We start from the raw sequence: 14,203 nt of genomic DNA on the forward strand, positions 1-14,203 counted from the left end.
CGGGCCCTCAACGTTGCGCCTGGCTGCCGCACTCGGCGGGCAGGCGCAAAGCGCCGGCGGGCTCGGGCGCATAGGTGTCGGCCACCGGCTGCGACGACAGCCAGGCCGCCAGGGCGCCGATGTCTTCGGGCGTGAGCTTGTGGGCGATGTCCGCCATGCAGTCCGGCGCGGCGGCGCGGCGCAGGCCGTTCTTCCAGCTGCCGATCTGCGAGCCGACGTAGTCGCGCGGCAGGCCCAGCAAGCCGGGAATGGCCGGCAGCACCCCGCCGAGCGAGGCGCCATGACAGGCGGCACAGGCCGGCAGGCCACGGGCGGCATCGCCCGACAGCGCCAGCTTGCGGCCGGCCTCGAGCGTGGCGGCCGAGACCTCGGCGCGCACCGGCGGCGGATACGGCACGTGCTGCGCCGAGAAATAGGCGGCCATCTCGTGCAGGTAGGCGTCGGGCAGGCCCGTCAACAGGTGCGCCATGGGCCGGTACTGGCGCCGGTCGTCGCGGAAGTTCAGCAGCTGGTGGTAGAGGTATTCCTGCGGCTTGCCCGCCAGGCGCGGGTAGTACCCGTCGGCGCCGGCGCGGCCCTGCTCGCCATGACAGGCCGTACAGGCCGCCACCCGCGCCGCCATGGTGCCGGGCTGCAGCGCCTGGGGCGTGTCCTGGGCCAACGCGGGCGCTGTCGAAAAGGCAACAACGGCGGCGGCCAGGAGGCGGGATTTTGCCCGGAACCGTGGCAGTGAAACACTACGAAAGGAAATGAAGGCTAACATCTAGGATCAGTTAACACTAAGTCGAATTCCAACCCCGAAAGCGCATGGCGGCGGGGCGCGTAGATGAATCGGTCGTATGTGCGGGTGCCCAAGCTTACGCCGGGTCCCGCCAGGCAGTACAGGCGCAGATTCGCAGTTTACGGCCATATCAGATGCCAACCCGCCGGCATCCTCCTGGAAAAGCGTGCCACAATCATGTCCATGTTGAAAGTCGTCCTCGTTACCGGCATCTCAGGCTCAGGCAAGTCCGTTGCCCTGCGCATGCTCGAGGACGCCAGCTACACCTGCGTCGACAACCTGCCCGTGCGGTTCCTGACCGAGTTCGTGGCCAACGCCCGCGACGACGGCCTGGAACGCGTGGCCGTCGCCATCGACGTGCGTTCGCCCGGCGAACTGGCCGAACTTCCCGATGTGGTCACCGCGCTGCGCGCCATGGGCACCAGCCTGCGCGTGGTGTTCCTGGACGCCAGCACCGACACCCTGGTGCAGCGCTATTCCGAATCCCGCCGCCGCCATCCGCTGACCGACCGCCTGCAACGCGGCGGCACCGCGCCGTCGCTGACCGACTGCATCGCGCTCGAACGCGAACTGCTGGCGCCGCTGCGCGAGCAGGAACACGTCATCGACACCTCGGAGCTGACGCCGGGCCAATTGCGCGCCTGGATCCGCGACCTGATCCAGGCCGACCGCGCGCCGCTGGTGCTGACCTTCGAATCGTTCGCGTACAAGCGCGGCGTGCCGCGCGACGCCGACCTGGTGTTCGACGTGCGCTGCCTGCCCAATCCCTACTACGACCGCAACCTGCGTCCGCTGACCGGCCGCGACGAACCCGTCGCCGCCTGGCTGGCGGGTTATGAACAGGTGGGGCTGATGATCGACGACATCACCGGCTTCCTGAACCGCTGGCTGCCGCAGTACACGCAAGACACCCGCAACTACCTCACCGTCGCCATCGGCTGCACCGGCGGCCAGCACCGTTCGGTCTATGTGGTCGAACAACTGGCCAAGCGCTTTGCCGACCACGACCCGCTGCTGGTGCGCCATCGCACCCAACTGCCCGACGAATCCGCATGATCCTGTCCCGTCCGCTCCATATCCTGATGATGCTGTTGCTGGCCATTGCCGTGGCCGGCTGCTCTTCCACCGGGGGACGTAAAAAGGGCGGCGGGTACTACAAGGACGACGGCCCGGACGCCAATCCGCCGTCCAACCTGGACCAGGTGCCGGACGCGGTGCCGCGCATCGAGCCCTACGCCAGCGGCGCCAACCGCCCCTACGTGGTGTTCGGCCAGCGTTACGTGCCGGACACCACCGGCCAGCCCTACAAGCGCCAGGGCATCGCCTCGTGGTACGGCAAGAAATTCCACGGCAACTCGACCTCGATCGGCGAGCCATACGACATGTACGCCATGACGGCGGCCCACACCACGCTGCCGATTCCCAGCTATGCGCGGGTCACCAGCCTGGTCAACGGCAAGACCATCATCGTGCGGGTCAACGACCGCGGGCCGTTCCACAGCGACCGCATCATGGACCTATCGTACGTGGCCGCCTACAAGCTGGGCATCATCGGGCCGGGCAGCGGCCAGGTGGTGGTGGAAAGCATCCAGCAGGACGAGATCCGCCGCTGGGCCTCGCAAGGGCCCGCCCCGGAGCCCGCCTCGGCGACCGGTTCGACGCCGGTGGCCACGCCCGTGGCGGCCGCCCCCGTGGCGCTCGAGCCGCAACCGCTGGCGCAGCAACCGGCGCCCGCGCCGGGCAGCGCGCCGGTGCGCCAACCGGCGGCCGGCGGCATCGGCAATGTCTATCTGCAGGTGGGCGCGTTCAGCCAGCCGGCCAACGCGCAGTCGCTGGTCAGCCGCATCAACACGCAGCTGGGCGCGGCAGGCGCGCCGCCCGCGGCCGTGGAGCAATCGAACAACCTGTACCGGGTCAAGATCGGCCCCTATCCGGATCGCCAGAGCGCCCTGAACGCGGTGCAGCTGGTTTCCGACCGCATCGGCATCACGCCCAGCATCGCCGCGCAATAACGCGGCCCGCCGCCTACGGCCCCGGCGGCCAGTCGAACGACGGCTGCTCGAACGGCAGTTGCGCCTGGCCGTCACAGACGCGCCGCGCGCGCGGATTGCGGCTCAGGTACTCGCTGCCTTCATGTTTGAGCAGCGCCTGCTTGCGCGGCAGGCCACCGCCGAAGCCGGTCAGCGAGGTATCGGCGCCGATGATGCGATGGCACGGAATGATGATGATGACGGGATTGCGGCCGACGGCGCCGCCGATGGCCTGCGCGCCCTTGGGCCGCCCCACGGTGCGCGCCAGTTCGCCGTAGCTGGCGAGCTGGCCGAAATCCAGCTTGCACAAGGCGCGCCAGACTTCATGCTGGAACGGCGTGCCGACCGGATCCAGCGCCACCTCGAACTCGCGGCGTTGGCCGGCGAACCATTCATCCAGCTCGCGCCGCGCCTGCTCCAGGATGGGATCGGATTCGCTGCGGGTCCAGCCCTCGGTCGAAGGCAGCAGGGTCTGGTCGGTGAACCAGGCGCCGCGCAGGCCCTTGGCGCTGGCGACCAGACGCATTTCGCCCAGCGGCGTGGGGATGTCACGGTAGACGATCGGCTCCGCGGCTTCGCCGGGACGCTTGCGGGTCTCTGCGGTGTAGATCATGGGCTTACGAATTCTTGCGGGCTAGGGCCCGGTTGTACAGGACGTCGCGCGACAGGCCGGTGACCTTGGCGGCGATCTTCGAGGCGTCGCGCACCGACAGGGTTTCGAGCAGCGCGTCCAGCAAGGCGTCGGCGCGCGGATCGGCGTCTTCATCGGCCTCCTGGCCGGCCTGGGCATGCGCGATCAGCACGAACTCGCCCTGCTCGCGGTGCGCGTCGGCCGCCAGCCAGGCGGCGGCCTCGCCCAGCGGAAACGTGGCGATCTCCTCGAAGCGCTTGGTCAGCTCGCGCGCCACGGTCAGCAGGCGGGCGGGGCCGCAGACCTCCAGCAGATCGGCCAGCGTCGCGGCCAGCCGGTGCGGCGATTCGAACATCACCACCGGCGCCGGCAGCGCGCACCAGGTGCGCAGCCAGCGCTGGCGCGCGGTGGCCTTGGACGGCGGAAAGCCGGCGAAAGCGTAGGCGGGATTCTCGTCGGTGGTGACGCCGCTGCCCATCAGCGCGGCGATCACGGCGCTGGGACCGGGCACCGGCACCACCGCGAAACCGGCCTCGCGCACCGCGCGCACCACGCGCGCGCCGGGATCGCTGACCGCGGGCGCGCCGGCGTCCGACACCAGCGCCACGCGCTGGCCCTGGGCCAGACGCTCGCAGATCGCCTGCGCCGCCGCGGCCTCGTTGTGCCGGTGCGCCGCCATCAGCGGCGTGCTGACGCCCCAGGCGTCCAGCAGCGTGCGGCTGGCGCGGGTGTCTTCGGCCGCGATCACGTCGGCGCGTTGCAGCGCATGCCAGGCGCGCAGCCCCAGGTCGCCCAGATTGCCGATCGGTGTGGCCACCACATACAGCGTCGAGGCGGGCCAATGCTGCCCGGCCACGCGTTCAGCGACGCGGGTCCAGGCGTCGCCGGCCACCGGGGATGAGACATTTTGATTCATTGCTGCCTACTTACGCGGAAAACCATGCCAGTGTAGCCGCCATCGTCCCCCGTTTCGGAACTGGCATGCCGGATGACACATTCGCTTTCGAGCTGGCCCTGGCGGCGCGCCGCCGCGCGCAAAAGCGGCGCCGGCGCGCCTCGACGCGCGCCAACGCCGACGATCGCCCGGCTCCGCGGCGCTCGCCGCGCCAGCGTATCGGCGATGGCCACGAAGACGCCGCCCTGCGCCTGCTGCGGGCCGCCGGCCTGGTGCTGCTGGCCCGCAACCTGGGCTGCCGCGCCGGCGAGATCGACCTGGTCATGCGCGACGGCGACGTCCTCGTGTTCGTCGAAGTGCGCTCGCGCCAGGGCGGCGCCTATGGCGGCGCGGCCGCCAGCATCGGCCGCGACAAGCAGGCGCGCCTGGCGCGCGCCGCGGCGCACTGGCTGCCGACCCTGGCCCTGCGCCACTGGCATGGCGCCACGCCCGCCGCACGCTTCGACGCCGTGGTGTTCGACGGCGGCCAGGTCCGGTGGCTGCGCGCGGCGTTCGCGCTGGCTTGATTCCGGCCCGCCCGTGAGATAATCGCGGCCATGGATATGACCTCTCGAATGACGTCGCACTTTCGCGACGCCATGGCCACGTACGAACAAAGCATGAACGTGCTGGCCGAGCCGCTGGCGATCGCGGTGGACGTGCTGTTTGGCGCCCTGGCCAACAACGGCAAGATTCTGGCTTGCGGCAACGGCGGCTCGGCCGCCGACGCGCAACATTTCATCGCCGAGCTGGTGGGCCGCTTCGAACGCGAACGCCTGCCCCTGGCCGGCATCGCCCTGAACACCGACACCTCGATCCTGACCGCCGTCGGCAACGACTATGGCTTCGACGAAGTGTTCGAACGCCAGGTGAACGCCTTCGGCCAGGCCGGCGACGTGCTGGTGGCCATCTCCACCAGCGGCAATTCGCCCAATGTGGTGCGCGCCATGGAGGCCGCAGCCAGCCGTGAAATGCACGTGCTGGCCCTGACCGGCAAGGGCGGCGGCGTCATGGGGGAACTCATTACGCCGATGGACGTCCATCTATGTGTTCCCAGCGATCGCACCATGCGGATCCAGGAAGTCCATATACTGCTGTTGCATGCGCTTTGCGACGGCATTGACGCTCTTCTGCTTGGAGACACCGAATGATTTCAGACGTCAGAACCGCCGCCCGCCCCCTGCTGCTCGCCGCGGCCCTGTCCGGCGCGGCCCTGTCGCTGTCCGCCTGCGCCCCCCTGATCGTGGGCGGCGCCGCCGCCACCACCGCGCTGGTGGTGACCGACCGCCGCACCTCGGGCATCCAGCTCGAAGACCAGAACATGGCCTTCAAGGCCCAGAGCCAGATCTCCCAGAAGCTGGGCGAAACGGCGCGCGTCAATGCCATGGCCTATGGCGGCCACCTGCTGCTGACCGGCGACGTGCCCACCGAGGAAGCCAAGTCCCAGGCCACCGCCATCGCCCAGAGCGTCGAGAACGTCAAGCAGGTGATCAACCAGCTCACCGTCGGCCCGATCGCGTCCTTCGGCGTGCGTTCGAACGACACCTGGCTCACCTCCAAGGCCAAGACCGCCCTGCTCAACACCAAGTACGTGCCCTCCGGCACCATCGCCGTCACCACCGACCACAGCGTGGTCTACCTGATGGGCAAGGTGACGCAGGCCGAGGGCGACTACGCCGCCAACGCCGTGGCGGATCTCGGCGGCGTCGCAAAGGTGGTTAAACTGTTCGAGACCATCAGCCGCGAGGAAGCGATTCGCCTGTCGAACAGCGGCAGCAAGTCGACCACCACTGAAACCAAGGCCCCCATCGAGAGCGACCCGAATGCCGCCGGCAGCGGCGGCGGCGCGCCCAGCGGTGGCAGCGCCGTAGAGGCCATGCCCATCAAATGAAAAAAGCCATCGTAGCCCTGGCCGTCCTGGTGGCGGTCGGCATCGGCGCCTGGTTCGTCATGCGCCCGGCGCAGACCGCGCCCAACGTCACCTTCACCACGCTGGAAGGCAAGACCTTCTCGATGCAGGACCTGCGCGGCAAGGTGGTGCTGGTGAAGTTCTGGGCCACCAGCTGTGTCACCTGCGTCAAGCAGATGCCCGAGACCATCTCCGCCTACAACGAGTACGCGGGCAAGGGCTACGAGGCCATCGCGGTCGCCATGGACTACGATCCGCCCAACTTCGTGCTGAACTTCACCGAAAGCCGCAAGCTGCCGTTCCCGGTGGCGCTGGACACCAAGGGCGACATCGCCCGCGCCTTCGGCGACATCCGCCTGACGCCCACCGCGTTCCTGATCGACAAGCAGGGACACATTATCAAGCGCTACCTGGGTGAATACGACGTGGCCGAATTCCACGCCACCGTCGAAAAGGCCCTGGCCGCCGGCTGATCCCGCCCCGCCATTGTTCAGAACCGCCCGCTTGCCGGGCGGTTTTCATTGAGTCTCGCCCCAACGCGCCGGCGCCGCCCCCGGGGCCAGGCCACGCGGCCCCTGCCCGTACCCGACGCCGTGTCCCGGCCCAAAAAGAAACCGCCCGCATGCGCGGGCGGTTTCGGCGGCGGAGTCAGGCCCGCGTCGCGATCAGAACGCCGGCACCACGGCGCCCTTGTACTTGTCGAGGATGAACTTCTTCACCTCGGGCGAGTGCAGCGCGTTGACCAGCTTCTTGATCCCCGGCGCGTCCTTGTTGTCGGCGCGGGTCACCAGGATGTTGGCGTAGGGCGAGTCGGCGCCTTCGATGAACAGCGCGTCCTTGGTCGGCACCAGGCCGGCTTCGAGCGCGTAGTTGGTGTTGATCAGGGCCAGGTCGACGTCATCCAGCGAGCGCGGCAGCATGGCGGCCTCGAGTTCGCGGAACTTCAGTTTCTTGGGGTTCTCGACCACGTCGGCGGCGGTCGCCAGGATGTTGGACGGATCCTTCAGCTTGATGATGCCCTGCTTCTGCAGCAGCACCAGCGCGCGGCCGCCGTTGGACGGGTCGTTCGGGATGGCGACGATGGCGCCGTCCTTCAGTTCGGCCAGGGTCTTGATCTTCTTGGAGTAGCCGCCGAAGGGTTCGACGTGCACCAGGGCGACCGGCACCAGCGTGGCCTTGCGGTCCTTGTTGAAGGTGTCCAGGTACGGCTTGTGCTGGAAGAAGTTGGCGTCGAGCTGCTTGTCGGCCAGTTGCAGGTTGGGCTGGACGTAGTCGTTGAAGACCTTGATGTCGAGTTCCACGCCTTCCTTGGCCAGCTGCGGCTTGACCACTTCCAGGATCTCGGCGTGCGGGACCTGGGTGGCGCCCACCACGATCTTTTCGGCGTGAGCGGCGGTGGCCGCCACCAGGAGAGCCGACGCCACCAGGGCGGAACGGACGAAATTCAAACGCATGAGTTGCCTCTTTTATAGGTAGAAATTGGGGGCAAATGCCCAGCCGGTGTGGAGAATCCCCCTCATGAGGGGCGCTCCGTTGCGAAAACGCCCCCAATTTACCCCAATGCCGGTTATTTGTCGGGCATATGAACATGGGTTTAAAGCATAAGGAACCTGCGCGGACTACAATCCGTCGTATGCTTGCGCTACCGCGTTGCCAACGCGTTCCTGTGCAGGCATTTTTTACTGCCGGACCCCACGCCCCCACGGGGGGGCAATGCCATCGCGCCATCATCGGCGCAGGCTTTCAACCTCTAACTTTCATACCCTACTTATTGCCGACTTAGCTGCCATGACCGACACCCCCGACCCTGCTGCCGTCTCGTCTCCTGCTGTCAAAGCCGCGGTGCTCTCCGAAGCGCTGCCTTATATCCGACGATTCCACGGCAAAACCATCGTGGTCAAGTACGGCGGCAACGCCATGACGGAAGAGCGATTGCAACGCAGCTTCGCGCATGACGTGGTGTTGCTCAAGCTGGTGGGTCTGAATCCGGTGGTGGTGCACGGCGGCGGTCCGCAGATCGACGACGCGCTGCGCCGCATCGGCAAGCAGGGCACCTTCATCCAGGGCATGCGCGTCACCGACGCCGAGACCATGGAAGTGGTCGAATGGGTGCTGGGCGGCCAGGTCCAGCAGGACATCGTCATGATGATCAACGAGGTCGGCGGCAAGGCCGTGGGCCTGACCGGCAAGGACGGCGGACTGATCCAGGCCCAGAAAAAGCTGATGGCCAACAAGGAAAATCCCGCCGAACCGATCGACATCGGCTTCGTCGGCGACATCACCCTGGTCGAGCCGGCGGTGGTCAAGGCCCTGCAGGACGACCAGTTCATTCCGGTCATCTCGCCCATCGGCTACGGCGAGGACGGCACCGCCTACAACATCAACGCCGACGTTGTCGCCGGCAAGATGGCCGAAGTGCTGGGCGCCGAAAAGCTGCTGATGCTGACCAACACCCCGGGCGTGCTGGACAAGGCGGGCAAGCTGCTGCGCAGCCTGTCGGCCCAGACCATCGACGAGCTGTTCGCCGACGGCACCATCTCGGGCGGCATGCTGCCCAAGATCTCGTCCGCGCTCGATGCCGCCAAGAACGGCGTCAACTCGGTGCACATCGTCGACGGCCGCGTGCCGCACTGCCTGCTGCTGGAAATCCTGACCGACCAAGGCGTTGGCACGATGATCAGCTCGCACTGATGCGAGCGCTGCGCACCCTGCTGCGGCCGGCGGTGCGCCAGCGCCGCTCGCGCCGCACTGCCACAGGCGCCCCCGGGCGCCTGTGGTTGTTTGATCTGGACAACACGCTCCACGACACCTCCCACGCCATCTTTCCGCGGATCGACCACGGCATGACCATGGCCGTAGCCGAGGCGCTGGATGTCGACATCGACACCGCCAACGCCGTGCGCAAGCAGTACTGGCATCGCTACGGCGCGACGATGATCGGCATGGTGCGCCACCATGGCGTCGACCCGCACGCCTTCCTGCACCGCAGCCACGACTTCGACGTCAACCCGCTGGTGCGCGCCGAGAAGGCACTGGCCTACAAACTGCGCCAACTGCCCGGCCGCAAGGTGCTGCTGACCAATGCGCCGCTGCATTACGCGCGCGCCGTGCTGCGGCGGCTGGGCATCCTGCGCCAGTTCGACAGCCTGTGGGCCATCGAGCACATGCGCCTGCACGGTGAATTCCGTCCCAAGCCCTCGCCCGCGCTGCTGCGCTACGTACTGGCGCGCGAAGGCGTGCCGGCGCGCCAGGCGGTGCTGGTCGAAGACACCCTCGCCAACCTGCGCGGCGCCCGCCGCGCGGGGCTGCGCACGGTGCACGTGTTCCATCCGGGAACGCCGTTTTCACGCGGCCGCGCACAGCGGCCGTCGTATGTCGACTTGCGGGTAAACTGCGTCAGTGATCTGCTACTGCGCCGGCGTCCCTTGCGGGGCTAGCGCCCCTCCCCCACCCCTGCCTGCGTACCACCAGACCCGTCCATGGCGAGCAAACCCGGCGAGCGCAAGACCCAGATTCTGCAGACCCTGGCCGAGATGCTGGAGCAGCCGCACGCCTCGCGCATCACCACGGCGGCGCTGGCCGCCCGCCTGGAGGTCTCGGAAGCCGCGCTCTACCGGCATTTCGCCAGCAAGGCGCAGATGTTCGAGGGGCTGATCGAGTTCATCGAGACCAGCATCTTCACGCTGGTGAACCAGATCGCCATGGCCGAACCCTACGGCCTGTCGCAAGCGCACCAGACGGTGTCGATGCTGCTGACGTTCTCGGAACGCAACAAGGGCATGACGCGGGTGCTGACCGGCGACGCCCTGGTCACCGAGGACAACCGCCTGCAGGAACGCATCAACCACATCAACGACCGCATCGAGGCGTCGATCAAGCAATCGCTGCGCATCGCCGTCACCGATGGCGGCCTGCCGCCCGAGGCCAACGTGGCCGCGCATGCCAGCCTGCTGACGCACCTGGTGCTGGGACGATGGCTGCGCTATGCCCAGAGCGGCTGGCGCGTGGCGCCCACGCTGCACCTGGATGAGCAATTGCGCCTGGCGCTGGGCTGACCTGATTCGCGTCATGACCCGAACGAATTAGCGGTCCCGCACGACCGCGCTCGCGTTATTTGTTTGTTTTTACGCAACATTCACAGGGTTGCGATTTTCGCCGGCCGACGAGCATAATCTCCGGATCGGTTTTCCGACAAGCACGATTGTCCCTCGAATTGATATGCATCAATACGGGTTTTCCTCAATGCCGTCACGATCATTCTGTAGCGTCGGCACTTCGTTTTGATCCAGCCCAGGGCTGTGACGAGGTGCCGTCAGTTTGACCTCAACCGGAGATGGATATGACTGCGGAAACCGCTGTCCCTGCCTCGCAAGCCCCCAAGAAAACAAAAATCCCGATCGGCCTGGTCGCCGGCTTCCTCGTCATGATCGGCGTGCTGATGCTGCCGTTGCCAGCCGACCTGCCCGTCGCCGGCCATCGCATGCTGGCGATCCTGGCGTTCGCGGTGGTGGTGTGGATCACGGAAGCCGTGTCCTACGAAGCCAGCGCGATCATGATCACGACGCTGATGGCCTTCCTGCTGGGCACCGCGCCCACCATCAAGGACCCGCAGGTGCTGTACGGCACCTCCGCCGCCATCAGCATGGCGCTGACCGGCTTCGCCAACTCGGCGCTGGCGCTGGTCACCGGCGCCCTGTTCATCGCCGCGGCCATGACCTTCACCGGACTGGACCGGCGCATCGCGCTGGTGACGCTGTCCAAGGTCGGCACCAGCACGCGCCGCATCCTGATCGGATGTATCGCGGTGACCATCGTGCTGAGCCTGGTGGTGCCCAGCGCCACCGCCCGCAGCGCCGCCGTGGTGCCCATCATGATGGGCGTGATCGCGGCCTTCGGCGTGGACAAGCGCTCGAACATCGCCGCCGGCATCATGATCATCGTGGCGCAGGCCACCAGCATCTGGAACGTCGGCATCCAGACCGCCGCCGCGCAGAACCTGCTGACGGTCGGCTTCATGGAAAAGATGCTGGGCCAGCGCGTGGCCTGGTCGGACTGGCTGATCGCCGGCGCGCCCTGGTCGCTGATCATGTCGGCCGTGCTGATCATCATCGTGCTCAAGCTGCTGCCGCCGGAAAGCGACAGCATCGCGGGAGGCAAGGAAGCCGTCGAGAAATCGCTGCTTGAACTGGGTCCCATGACGGGCGCGCAAAAACGCCTGATGGCCGTGTCGGTCATGCTGCTGCTGTTCTGGTCGACCGAAGGCAAGCTGCACAAGTTCGACACCACCTCGACCACCTACTTCGGCCTGGTCCTGCTGCTGCTGCCGCGCTTTGGCGTGATGACCTGGAAAGATGTGCAGTCGCGCATCCCATGGGGCACCGTGATCGTGTTCGGCGTCGGCATCAGCCTGGGCACCGCGTTGCTGACCACGCAGGCCGGCCAATGGCTGGGCAACCAGGTGGTGGCACACACCGGCCTGGACCACCTCGGCCCGCTCGCCATCTTCGCGATCCTGTCGGCCTTCCTGATCATCATCCACCTGGGGTTCGCCAGCGCCACCGCGCTGACATCGGCGATGCTGCCGATCCTGATCTCGGTGCTGGCCACGCTGCCGGGCGACTTCAGCCGCCTGGGCATGACCATGCTGCTGGGCTTCGTGGTGAGCTACGGCTTCATCCTGCCGATCAACGCGCCGCAGAACATGGTTTGCCTGGGCACCGAGACCTTCAACGCCAAGCAGTTCGCCAAGGTCGGCATCCTGGTCACCATCATCGGCTACGCGCTGATGATGCTGATGGGCATGACCTACTGGCGCTGGCTGGGCTGGCTGTAAGGAGGTCGCATCATGAAAATCTCCATTGCCCAAGCCAATGAATACGGCCGCCGCGTGCTGATGGCGCAAGGCGTGCCCGAAGATATCGCGCGCGACGTGGCCGAGCACCTGGTGGAGTCCGACCGGGTCGGCTACACCAGCCACGGCCTGTCGATCCTGACCAACTACCGACGCGTGCTGGGCGAAGGCCTGGCGCAGGCCGACGGCCGCCCCGAGCTGCTCAACGACCGCGGCGCGATGCTCGCCTATGACGGCCACAACGGCCTGGGCCAGTACGTCGGCAAGGTCGTGATCGAAAAGGCCATCGAACGCACGCAGGCGCACGGCCAGTGCATCCTGACGCTGCGCCGCAGCCATCACCTGGGCCGCATGGGCCACTACGGCGAGATGGTGGCGGCCAAGGGCCTGATCCTGCTGGCCTTCACCAACGTCATCAACCGCGCGCCCACGGTGGCGCCGTTCGGCGGCGCGCGCGCCTGCCTGACGACCAATCCGCTGTGCTTCGCCGGCCCGCTGCCAGGCGGCCGCCCGCCGTTCATCGTCGACATGGCGACCAGCTCGATCGCGGTGAACAAGGCCCGCGTGCTGGCGGCCAAGGGCGAGCAGGCGCCGCCGGGATCGCTGATCGACGCGCAAGGCAATCCGACCACGGACCCGGGCGCGCTGTTCACAGATCCGCCGGGCGCGCTGCTGCCGTTCGGCGGCCACAAGGGTTACGCGATGGGCCTGGTGGCCGAGCTGCTGGCGGGCGTGCTGTCCGGCGGCGGCACGATCCAGCCGGAGCATCCGCGCAACGGGGTGGCGACGAACAACATGTTCGCGCTGCTGCTGGATCCGCAGGTGGACTTCAATACGGACTGGCGCTCGATGGAAGTGGGCGCGTTCATCGACTACCTGCATGCCTGCCCGCCGCAACCAGGCGTGGACGGCGTCCAGTATCCGGGCGAGTACGAAGCCCGCAACCGTGAGCTGAACGCGGAGTCGCTGGAATTCGCGCCCCCAATCTGGGATGGATTGAAGAAGCTGGCCGCGGACCTTGGGGTGCCTGAAGCGTTGCCTTGAGGGTTTGTTGTTTACGGTTGTTTTTGCGGGCGGCTCAAGGGTTCTTGAGCCGCCCGTTGCGTTGGCGGTCGGGGGTGGCGGGGCTACGATTGCGGTCCGGAGCCTTCGCTCCGGACTGCCCCGTTGTCAACCTCGTACGCCTTCGGCTCCCTACGGTTTCCCTCGGGCGCATCTACACGCCCCGCCACCCCCGACCGCCAACGCAACGGGCTCACGTCGTCTCGGGTTCAATATCGCAGGGGCGAATTGTGTGCTTGGCGTTTTTGCCAGCGACTGGGGGGAGAGGAGGATCTTGCGGGGCCCGCCCAAAGCCGGCCGCGCGGGCGGCCTTTTTGGGCTTACGCGATGTGGGGCGTCGAAAGGATGGCGGCGGAGCCGCTGGTGGGGCGACGTGTGGTGTTGGTCGGCGCGAGAGGTCCGTCACGCGCAATACGTTCTACGCCGCGCCGACCACCACCGCCCCTCCCCTGACCATGCGGAATTATCAGCACCCCACTCGTCACCCCCGCGCAGCGCACACCGCCCCAACGCCACACACCATGTATGCCGATGATGGCCGCCCGCGCGGCCATCATCGGCGGGCGACGCAAAACTCTCTCCTTACCCCACGCTGCAGCAGCGCCCCATTCCTCGACCCCGGTAGCCCGGGGCGGTGGGCGCACGGGTGGGCGCGCCGTTCAGATGCGCCCGACGGAAACCGTAGGGAGCCGAAGGCGGACGAGATTCTATGGTCCGGATCAAGCTGCTTTCAGGTTCAACCTCCCGGGATCGAAGGCTTGCCCGGTGCGCCAGACCCCGTAAGCAATACGCAACAACTTGCGCGCAATCACCACCAGCGCTGCCGTCGAGGCCAGCCCACGGGCCCTGAGCATGGCGTAGTAATTCTTGAAGTGATCCGTGCGGGCTGCCGAACTGGCCGCGTTGTACAGCAACGTCCTGGCGGCCTTGTCGCCCTGTTTGCTCAAGCGTCGCCGGCCAACTTTGCGGCCAGATTCGTTGGGCCGCGGATCCAGCCCGCAGAAC

Annotated in this window: 16 protein-coding genes; 11 read left to right on the forward strand and 5 right to left on the reverse strand. The window is 67.3% G+C overall.

Annotated features, from left to right (window positions below):
- Positions 1–7: 7 nt before the first annotated feature.
- Entirely contained in the window at positions 8–763 is a 756-nt protein-coding gene (locus H0523_RS04625) for a c-type cytochrome (protein WP_156333355.1), read from the reverse strand.
- A 201-nt stretch (positions 764–964) separates the two neighbouring features.
- Between H0523_RS04625 and rapZ the strand changes: the two genes are divergently transcribed.
- Together rapZ and H0523_RS04635 are read left to right on the forward strand one after the other, a co-directional pair.
- Positions 965–1,837: an RNase adapter RapZ gene (gene rapZ, locus H0523_RS04630; protein ID WP_035361057.1), complete on the forward strand. Its 873-nt coding sequence runs from the start codon at positions 965–967 to the stop codon at positions 1,835–1,837.
- Complete coding sequence (locus tag H0523_RS04635; RefSeq protein ID WP_054429285.1) at positions 1,834–2,793, forward strand: septal ring lytic transglycosylase RlpA family protein; 960 nt, start codon at positions 1,834–1,836, stop codon at positions 2,791–2,793. Before rapZ ends, H0523_RS04635 begins: the two co-directional genes overlap by 4 nt.
- 13 nt (positions 2,794–2,806) lie before the next feature.
- Here H0523_RS04635 and H0523_RS04640 read toward each other — a convergent pair whose 3' ends face one another.
- Positions 2,807–3,424 (reverse strand): methylated-DNA--[protein]-cysteine S-methyltransferase, encoded by a 618-nt coding sequence (locus H0523_RS04640; RefSeq protein ID WP_054429284.1) that lies wholly within the window; start codon positions 3,422–3,424, stop codon positions 2,807–2,809.
- Positions 3,425–3,428: 4 nt separating this feature from the next.
- Positions 3,429–4,358 (reverse strand): 16S rRNA (cytidine(1402)-2'-O)-methyltransferase, encoded by a 930-nt coding sequence (gene rsmI / locus H0523_RS04645; RefSeq protein ID WP_054429283.1) that lies wholly within the window; start codon positions 4,356–4,358, stop codon positions 3,429–3,431.
- 65 nt (positions 4,359–4,423) lie between these two features.
- Between rsmI and H0523_RS04650 the strand changes: the two genes are divergently transcribed.
- Genes H0523_RS04650 through H0523_RS04665 form a run of 4 tightly spaced genes read left to right on the forward strand, consistent with a single transcriptional unit; the run spans position 4,424 to position 6,758 of the window.
- The gene (locus H0523_RS04650; protein WP_054429282.1) at positions 4,424–4,903 is read left to right on the forward strand and encodes a YraN family protein; all 480 of its coding nucleotides are present in this window, start codon (positions 4,424–4,426) and stop codon (positions 4,901–4,903) included.
- Positions 4,904–4,933: 30 nt separating this feature from the next.
- The gene (locus H0523_RS04655; RefSeq protein ID WP_006389868.1) at positions 4,934–5,527 is read left to right on the forward strand and encodes a phosphoheptose isomerase; all 594 of its coding nucleotides are present in this window, start codon (positions 4,934–4,936) and stop codon (positions 5,525–5,527) included.
- Complete coding sequence (locus H0523_RS04660; protein WP_054429281.1) at positions 5,524–6,267, forward strand: BON domain-containing protein; 744 nt, start codon at positions 5,524–5,526, stop codon at positions 6,265–6,267. The genes H0523_RS04655 and H0523_RS04660 overlap by 4 nt, the downstream gene beginning before the upstream one ends.
- Positions 6,264–6,758 carry a peroxiredoxin family protein gene (locus H0523_RS04665; protein WP_006391817.1) on the forward strand — a complete coding sequence of 165 codons (495 nt, stop codon included), beginning with the start codon at positions 6,264–6,266 and terminating at the stop codon, positions 6,756–6,758. Before H0523_RS04660 ends, H0523_RS04665 begins: the two co-directional genes overlap by 4 nt.
- Before the next feature lie 192 nt (positions 6,759–6,950).
- On the opposite strand, the gene H0523_RS04670 is transcribed toward H0523_RS04665, so the two are convergent.
- On the reverse strand, positions 6,951–7,739 hold the full coding sequence (locus tag H0523_RS04670; protein WP_006391818.1) for a MetQ/NlpA family ABC transporter substrate-binding protein: 789 nt from the start codon (positions 7,737–7,739) through the stop codon (positions 6,951–6,953).
- A 334-nt stretch (positions 7,740–8,073) separates the two neighbouring features.
- On the opposite strand from H0523_RS04670, the gene argB reads away from it, so the two are divergent.
- The 5 genes from argB to H0523_RS04695 all read left to right on the forward strand — a co-directional run bounded on the left by argB (position 8,074) and on the right by H0523_RS04695 (position 13,180).
- Positions 8,074–8,976: an acetylglutamate kinase gene (gene argB / locus H0523_RS04675; RefSeq protein ID WP_006391819.1), complete on the forward strand. Its 903-nt coding sequence runs from the start codon at positions 8,074–8,076 to the stop codon at positions 8,974–8,976.
- On the forward strand, positions 8,976–9,722 hold the full coding sequence (locus tag H0523_RS04680; protein WP_054429280.1) for a pyrimidine 5'-nucleotidase: 747 nt from the start codon (positions 8,976–8,978) through the stop codon (positions 9,720–9,722). Before argB ends, H0523_RS04680 begins: the two co-directional genes overlap by 1 nt.
- 42 nt (positions 9,723–9,764) lie before the next feature.
- Positions 9,765–10,340, forward strand: coding sequence for a nucleoid occlusion factor SlmA (gene slmA / locus H0523_RS04685; protein ID WP_054429279.1), 576 nt, complete (start codon positions 9,765–9,767; stop codon positions 10,338–10,340).
- 284 nt (positions 10,341–10,624) lie between these two features.
- The gene (locus H0523_RS04690; RefSeq protein ID WP_082385600.1) at positions 10,625–12,118 is read left to right on the forward strand and encodes a DASS family sodium-coupled anion symporter; all 1,494 of its coding nucleotides are present in this window, start codon (positions 10,625–10,627) and stop codon (positions 12,116–12,118) included.
- Between the two features lie 12 nt (positions 12,119–12,130).
- Positions 12,131–13,180 (forward strand): Ldh family oxidoreductase, encoded by a 1,050-nt coding sequence (locus tag H0523_RS04695; protein ID WP_054429277.1) that lies wholly within the window; start codon positions 12,131–12,133, stop codon positions 13,178–13,180.
- 737 nt (positions 13,181–13,917) lie between these two features.
- Here the strand turns inward: H0523_RS04695 and H0523_RS04700 are convergent.
- On the reverse strand, positions 13,918–14,203 hold a 286-nt coding region (locus H0523_RS04700; RefSeq protein ID WP_180180030.1), incomplete at its 5' end, for a transposase.

The sequence above is a fragment of the Achromobacter insuavis genome (assembly GCF_902859645.1).
Lineage (GTDB): Bacteria > Pseudomonadota > Gammaproteobacteria > Burkholderiales > Burkholderiaceae_B > Achromobacter > Achromobacter insuavis.

What these genes read in the sequence shown, in the direction of transcription:
- H0523_RS04625 (WP_156333355.1), bottom strand. Translation starts at nt 763, where the DNA reads ATGTTAGCCTTCATTTCCTTTCGTAGTGTTTCACTGCCACGGTTCCGG.
- rapZ (WP_035361057.1), top strand. Translation starts at nt 965, where the DNA reads ATGTTGAAAGTCGTCCTCGTTACCGGCATCTCAGGCTCAGGCAAGTCC.
- H0523_RS04635 (WP_054429285.1), top strand. Translation starts at nt 1,834, where the DNA reads ATGATCCTGTCCCGTCCGCTCCATATCCTGATGATGCTGTTGCTGGCC.
- H0523_RS04640 (WP_054429284.1), bottom strand. Translation starts at nt 3,424, where the DNA reads ATGATCTACACCGCAGAGACCCGCAAGCGTCCCGGCGAAGCCGCGGAG.
- rsmI (WP_054429283.1), bottom strand. Translation starts at nt 4,358, where the DNA reads ATGAATCAAAATGTCTCATCCCCGGTGGCCGGCGACGCCTGGACCCGC.
- H0523_RS04650 (WP_054429282.1), top strand. Translation starts at nt 4,424, where the DNA reads ATGCCGGATGACACATTCGCTTTCGAGCTGGCCCTGGCGGCGCGCCGC.
- H0523_RS04655 (WP_006389868.1), top strand. Translation starts at nt 4,934, where the DNA reads ATGGATATGACCTCTCGAATGACGTCGCACTTTCGCGACGCCATGGCC.
- H0523_RS04660 (WP_054429281.1), top strand. Translation starts at nt 5,524, where the DNA reads ATGATTTCAGACGTCAGAACCGCCGCCCGCCCCCTGCTGCTCGCCGCG.
- H0523_RS04665 (WP_006391817.1), top strand. Translation starts at nt 6,264, where the DNA reads ATGAAAAAAGCCATCGTAGCCCTGGCCGTCCTGGTGGCGGTCGGCATC.
- H0523_RS04670 (WP_006391818.1), bottom strand. Translation starts at nt 7,739, where the DNA reads ATGCGTTTGAATTTCGTCCGTTCCGCCCTGGTGGCGTCGGCTCTCCTG.
- argB (WP_006391819.1), top strand. Translation starts at nt 8,074, where the DNA reads ATGACCGACACCCCCGACCCTGCTGCCGTCTCGTCTCCTGCTGTCAAA.
- H0523_RS04680 (WP_054429280.1), top strand. Translation starts at nt 8,976, where the DNA reads ATGCGAGCGCTGCGCACCCTGCTGCGGCCGGCGGTGCGCCAGCGCCGC.
- slmA (WP_054429279.1), top strand. Translation starts at nt 9,765, where the DNA reads ATGGCGAGCAAACCCGGCGAGCGCAAGACCCAGATTCTGCAGACCCTG.
- H0523_RS04690 (WP_082385600.1), top strand. Translation starts at nt 10,625, where the DNA reads ATGACTGCGGAAACCGCTGTCCCTGCCTCGCAAGCCCCCAAGAAAACA.
- H0523_RS04695 (WP_054429277.1), top strand. Translation starts at nt 12,131, where the DNA reads ATGAAAATCTCCATTGCCCAAGCCAATGAATACGGCCGCCGCGTGCTG.